The organism is Bradyrhizobium centrolobii (assembly GCF_001641635.1).
Classification (GTDB): Bacteria; Pseudomonadota; Alphaproteobacteria; order Rhizobiales; family Xanthobacteraceae; genus Bradyrhizobium; species Bradyrhizobium centrolobii.
On record NZ_LUUB01000091.1, the window covers coordinates 1 to 6,121 of the forward strand.

Below are 6,121 nucleotides of genomic sequence, written 5' to 3' on the forward strand. Positions count from 1 at the left end.
GATAGCGGTACGACGACCCCACCTCGTTTAGGTGGACGGCATGAGCGAGACTCGCGCCTAGATTCGACAGCGCGAGGGACACTGACTCCATGCATCAAGACAGACATCAAGACAGGCATGACGCCGCCTCCTATCAGCGGATCGAAGTGATCACGGGGGAGACGCGACGGCGCAGTTGGAGCGATGCAGAGAAGGCGCGGATCGTGGCCGAGAGCGCCGATCCGGAGACGAGCATTTCCGAGGTGGCGCGGCGCAACGGGGTCAACCGGGGACTGCTCAGTGTGTGGCGGCGCAATGCGCGGCTTGCGTCGAGCGAAGGGCCGCAGTTCGTGCAGGTCAGGCTCGATGACGCCGTCGAGGCGCGGCCGAACGTGATCGATAAGCCACACGTTCTGGCGGGTCCGGCCGAGCGGATCGAGGTGATGATCGCGGGCGCGACGGTGCGCGTGCCCGTCGGCGTCGACGCCGCGACGCTGGAGCGCGTGCTGGCGGCGGTGAGATCGATGCGATGATCACGTTCGGTCCAATGATCCGTGTGTTCGTCGCGACGCAGCCGATTGACTTTCGCAAAGGCGTTCATGGCCTGGTCGCGCTGGTGGCGGAGGGATTGGGCGGCAAACCCTACAGCGGCGACGTTTACGTCTTCCGATCGAAGCGATCGGATCGTTTGAAGCTTCTCGTTTTTGACGGCTCTGGAATAGTTCTAGCGACGAAGTGGCTCGAGAATGGGAGCTTCGCCTGGCCACCTGTTCGCGAGGGTACGATGCTGGTGACGGGGGCGCAACTGGCGATGCTGATCGAAGGTCTTGCGGAGTGGTCGCGTGTGGTCCCGAAGGTGACGAAGCGGCCGACGAAAGTCGCCTGAATCGTCTTGTTTTGCTGGCGAGTCCGGGTGTGTTCGTGTAGCTCTGCGATATGGCGCTTCGCCCTGAAGATCTCCCCTCTGACCCTGCGGCTCTCGCCGAGATGGTGCTGGCTTTCGAAGGCGAGAACGACGATCTGCGCGCAGAGATCGCCACGTTGAAGAGCCTGATCTTCGGCTCGCGATCGGAGCGCTCGGCGATCGTCTGTGCCGAACAGATCGCGTTCGATCTGGAACGGACCGCCGGCGCGCAGCCTCCGGCCAACGATGACGAACCGGACGCGTCGAGACCGAAGCGGCGCAAAGCGAGGCGCAACATCGGCGCGCTACCGGCGCATCTGCCCCGGGTCGAGCGGGTGATCGAGCCGGCGTCCACGCTCTGCCCGTGCTGCACGGGTCAGATGCATCGGATCGGCGAGGAGAGCAGCGAAGCGCTCGATCGGGTTCCCGCGTGGCTGCGTGTGCTCCGCACGATCCGTCCCAAATATGCCTGCCGCGCCTGTGAGGGCCCGATCGTCCAGGCCCCGGCACCGGCGCGGCTCGTCGAGGGCGGCATGGTGACGACGGCGCTGATCGCGCATATCGCCGCGGCCAAATATGCCTGGCAATCGACGCTCTACCGCCAGACGCAGATCCTGGCGGGCCAGGGTGTCGTCGTCGACCGTCAGACGCTGGCGCGCTGGATGGGGAGCGCGGCGTGGCTGGTCAGGGGCCTCTACGATCTGCAACTGAAGACCATGCACGGCTTCGAGCGGTTGTTCTGCGATGAGACGCCGATGCCGGTGCTCGACCCGGGACGCGGCCGCACGAGGACCTGCCAGTTCTGGGCGCATGCGACGGACGATCGGGCGTGGAAGGGTCCGGCACCGCCTGCGGTCGCCTATGTGTTCGCGGGCGGTCGCGGCAAGAAGGAGATCGTGGCGCAGTTGGCCGGCTTCGAAGGCGTGCTGCAAGTCGACGGCTATGCCGCCTACGCCTCGCTGGTGGGCGATGCGAAGATGTCGGGCAAGATCCAGCTGGCGTATTGTCTCGTTCACGCGCGCCGCAACTTCGTGAGGGTGCACAAGACGACGAACTCACCCTTCGCCGCGGAGGTCATCGAGCGCATCGCAGCCGTCTACGCGATCGAGGAGAGGATCCGCGGTCTCGACGCCGGAGAACGCCGCGCGGCGCGACAGGCCGAGACGAAGCCGATGATGGAGGCGTTGAAGGCCCGTCTGGTCGCGGTGAAAGACGGAATCTCCTGCCGCTCGACGCTCATCAAGGCGATCGATTACATGCTCGAACGCTGGCAGGGCCTGACGGCGTTCCTGGATGACGGGCGGCTCGAGCCAGACAGCAACACCGTCGAGCGATCGATCAGGCCAATTGCGATCGGGAAAAAGAACTCGTTGTTCAGTGGTGACGAGGGCGGGGGCGAGACATGGGCGGTACTCTCTTCGCTTCTTAACACGGCCAAATTGAATGGCCTCGACCCCGAGGCCTATCTCGTCGACGTTCTCGAGCGGATAGTGAGTGGCGCCACGAAGGTCAACCAGCTTCACGAACTTCTGGCCTGGAACTGGAAGGCCGCACGCGAAGCCGACAAGCGGGCTGTGGCATGACGAAGCCGAAGCGACGGCGAGGAAAACCGGCCAAGACGACGATGGCGGACTATGCCATGTCGTTCGAACGGCTCGGACAATGGATGAGCGAGCGCGCCAGGTCGCCGACGCTTCGGCATCCGCGGGCGACGTCGCTCTCCATGCTCGACGGCGCAGTGGCCGCTGTCGTCGCCGGGCCGGTCTCGATGGCCTCGGAGGAATGGGTGTGCCCGCTCCTCGGCGTCGATCCCGATGCCTTCAATCACGACACCGAGGAGTTCTCGGCGATCGCCGCCACGCTGATGCGCCACAACGCGATCAGCGAGACACTGTCGACGAGACCGGAGAGCTTCGAGCCACTGTTCGTGCGATCGCAGGACGGCGAAGTCGACCCGCAGCCCTGGTGCATGGGCTTCTACGCCGTCATGAAGCTTCGGCTTCTCGTCTGGTCGCGGCTTCTCTCCCCGAACGGAACCGAACACCTTATGCTGCGACCGATCCTGGTCCACTACATCGATGACGCCGGTCGGCCCTTGCTGCCCCCGGCCCGGCACAAGCTGGGAACGCCGCCCATCGTCCAAAACGCCTGGCGCGACATTCCAGCAGCCGTCGAGGCCCTGCGGCAGTTCTGGATGCCTATACGCTTCAAGCGTGGCGCGTAGGCCGTCCGCGCCAAGTCCGTGGCCCTCTCGTACCGCTTACGTTTTAACTCTCGATTCTTGGCTACAGATACCAATCATCAGGATCGCGTCATGGCGTAGAAGCTTCTCAATAGCGAGGCTATCAGGCCGCGAGCTATCGCGGGGTAGACCGCAGCGTGGCCGATGCCATCTGGCGAAGATCGACGAGCGGTCGGACATGCATGACTCGCTCTCCATGCAGTGCTTGCAGGCGTGCGCCAGAGACGCATCGCGCCACTCAAAATCGCACCCGCAGGAGCGTGAGCATAGCGACGGCGCAGCCGGCACGCGGGACCGAGTGCAGCGACGTGACCGGTCAATTGTGGCACCCGGGACAGGGGCAGTGATAGTCGACGCCGAAGGCGGGCCCCTTTCCCGAGTGCCCCCGGCGAGGAGCACCTTATCTCTTTGCGCGAAGGATCGTCACCCGAAGGGCGTGCGCCGTTGTGGCGTGAAGAAGAAGGGAGTGTTCGAAAGAATGGAGCCTACTGGTTTGGCTCTTACTTGCCCGACTTACCGGTGTCGGAAACGACTGAGACCTCGAAAGAGGAACGGGACCAGAGCATGTCGGGAAACGTCTCGAAATCGGGCGCCGCAGCCCGGTGGAGAGCACAGAGTAAGGTGTGCACGGTGAAAGCTGTATTGCCTGAATCCCAGTTTCCAGTCGCTAAAGGGTTGGCGGTAGCGAACGCGGCTGACACGCTACGCCACGCGGGGCAAAACGCACCGGCCAGTGCGATCTGCCACCAGTCCGCGTGGGACGACCTCCATCGGAGGGTCAAGGAAGCAAATGGGACACCTAAACACACCGCAACTCCCCACACACGCAACTACGGGATCGCCTGCAGCAGGTTCGTTCGCGAGCCTGTATGGCGACGGAGCCGTCGTAGTACCCAAATGCCTGGCGTAACGGCCGGGACAGCCGCCGCAAGGCGGACGATCATGCGTATAAGGCCGGGTGACCGGATCGAAAGCGCCTCCGATCGGGGGAAGGACGATGCCGCTAAAAACGGCATTTGCAGTATGCGTAGAAGAGATTCTTCGACGGAGAGGTTCTGCTGATGCAGGCCGCTACCATCCAGAGGAGAATTGAATCACTTCCGACCTTGTCGCGGTCGGGCAAGCGGATCAATGGCCTTCACCGCCTGATGAGATCTCCATTTCTCTTTGAGCGGGCCTACGAAAAGGTCTCCCAAAATAAGGGAGCCTTGACGCCTGGTGTTGACGGCAAGACCTTCGACGGCATGTCGCTGGCGAAGCTCGCCGACCTCGCCCGTCGCGTGGCAGAGGGCACATATCGCTTCCGACCTGTCCGACGGGTTTATATCCCGAAGGGCAACGGCAAGACACGACCGCTGGGAATTCCCACGGTGGAAGACCGACTCGTTCAGGAGGCGGTCAGGACCATCCTCGAAGCAATCTATGAACCTGTGTTCCTCGGTGAGTCGCATGGGTTCCGCCCGAGGCGGTCCTGTCACACCGCTTTAAATCTCGTCAAGAAGACTTGGACGGGTTGCAAGTGGCTGATCGAAGTGGATGTGCGTGGGTTCTTTGACAACATCGACCATGACGTCCTGCTCAGGCTTCTCAAGAAGCGGATCGATGATGACAGATTCATCGGTCTGATCGAAGGAATGCTGAAAGCGGGTTACATGGAAGATTGGGTCTATGGACGCACATACAGCGGTACACCACAGGGCGGAGTCGTATCGCCCTTGCTCGCCAACATCTATCTGCACGAGCTGGATCAGCACATGCAGACAATGAGGGCGGGATTCGATAGAGGCCGCGACCGACGCGCATTCCCGCCCTATGCGGCGTTGCAAAGGCGCGTCCTGGGCCTCCGCCGGAAGATTGAGCGGCTGCGCGCCAACGGCGCGGAGCTGGCCGAGATCAATGCCGCATTGGCAGAGATCAAAGCCATCAATAAGGAGAGACGGAAACTACCTTCCGTCGATCCCATGGATCCCAATTTCAAAAGGCTCCGCTACTGTCGATACGCCGACGACTTCCTGATCGGCATCATCGGCAGCAAGGAGGAGGCTCGTGAGACCATGGCCTCTGTTGAGCGATTCTTGACAGAGACGCTGAAGCTCGCGATCTCGCCTGAGAAGAGTGGGATTCAGGCCGCTTCAAAGGGAGTGACCTTCCTCGGCTACCGCATCGCGGCGTACACGTCCTACGGGGGTGGACGAAAGTCCAACCGCAAGGGACCGGCAGCACGGACATGGCGCGTTACGCGTCGGCCGACTACCGGCAACATCAGTCTGCGTGTGCCACGCAAGCGGATAACCGAGTTCTGCAAACGGCATGGGTATGGCGACCTCGCCAGGAAGACCGGCCGTGCTCGTGAGCAGTTCTTGGTCACCAGCGACACCGCGACCGTGCTCGCCTATAACTCGGAGTTCCGTGGTTTTGCCAACTATTACTCGTTTGCCGATGACAACAAACGTGCCTTGGGAGTGCTGGAGCTCGTTGTGTTCCGCAGCCTCATCAAGACGCTGGCGTTGCGCCATCGAACGACGAGGGCACAAATCATGGCCCGTCTGTGGAAAGGGTCGGATTACGAGGTGTCCTCTGTAGTCCGAGGCAAGCTTCGCACGATCAAACTGTGGAGACTGAAGCACCTCACGCGAACCTTTTGGATAAGTCAAGGAATTGACGATCTCACAAGAGGCGCGTGGTGGGTCATAAACTCGAATGACCTAATCGACCGGCTGCATGCTCGCCGATGCGAAGCATGTGGCGGCGCGACAGGACCATTCGAGATGCATCACCTCCGCCGCGTTCGAGACCTGCAGAGTGGGTCGCTGATAGTCTGGAAACGGTCCGGCTGGCGGCGCAAGACGATCGTCCTGTGCCCGTCGTGCCGGGTGGCCGTTTCCAATCGAGAGTATACGCATATGGAAAGCCGTGTGCATCGCAAAGGTGCCCGCACGGTTTGGGGGGAGGCGTAGGGACATCCTCCGCGGAGGTGTTCCACGCCTACCCTACCG

5 protein-coding genes are annotated in these 6,121 nt (G+C 62.2%); all 5 read left to right on the forward strand.

The window, feature by feature from the left end; translation table 11 throughout:
• Positions 1-89 precede the first annotated feature (89 nt).
• The 5 genes from tnpA to ltrA all read left to right on the forward strand — a co-directional run bounded on the left by tnpA (position 90) and on the right by ltrA (position 6,082).
• Positions 90-512, forward strand: a complete 423-nt coding sequence (gene tnpA, locus AYJ54_RS53595) for an IS66-like element accessory protein TnpA (protein WP_063697018.1) — start codon at positions 90-92, stop codon at positions 510-512.
• Positions 509-865 carry an IS66 family insertion sequence element accessory protein TnpB gene (gene tnpB / locus AYJ54_RS33335; RefSeq protein WP_063697016.1) on the forward strand — a complete coding sequence of 119 codons (357 nt, stop codon included), beginning with the start codon at positions 509-511 and terminating at the stop codon, positions 863-865. Before tnpA ends, tnpB begins: the two co-directional genes overlap by 4 nt.
• Before the next feature lie 50 nt (positions 866-915).
• Positions 916-2,466 (forward strand): IS66 family transposase, encoded by a 1,551-nt coding sequence (tnpC, locus tag AYJ54_RS33340; protein ID WP_063697015.1) that lies wholly within the window; start codon positions 916-918, stop codon positions 2,464-2,466.
• Positions 2,463-3,107: a UPF0149 family protein gene (locus tag AYJ54_RS33345; protein ID WP_063697013.1), complete on the forward strand. Its 645-nt coding sequence runs from the start codon at positions 2,463-2,465 to the stop codon at positions 3,105-3,107. The genes tnpC and AYJ54_RS33345 overlap by 4 nt, the downstream gene beginning before the upstream one ends.
• Positions 3,108-4,186: 1,079 nt before the next feature.
• The gene (ltrA, locus tag AYJ54_RS33350) at positions 4,187-6,082 is read left to right on the forward strand and encodes a group II intron reverse transcriptase/maturase (protein ID WP_063696148.1); all 1,896 of its coding nucleotides are present in this window, start codon (positions 4,187-4,189) and stop codon (positions 6,080-6,082) included.
• The last annotated feature ends 39 nt before the right edge of the window (positions 6,083-6,121 follow it).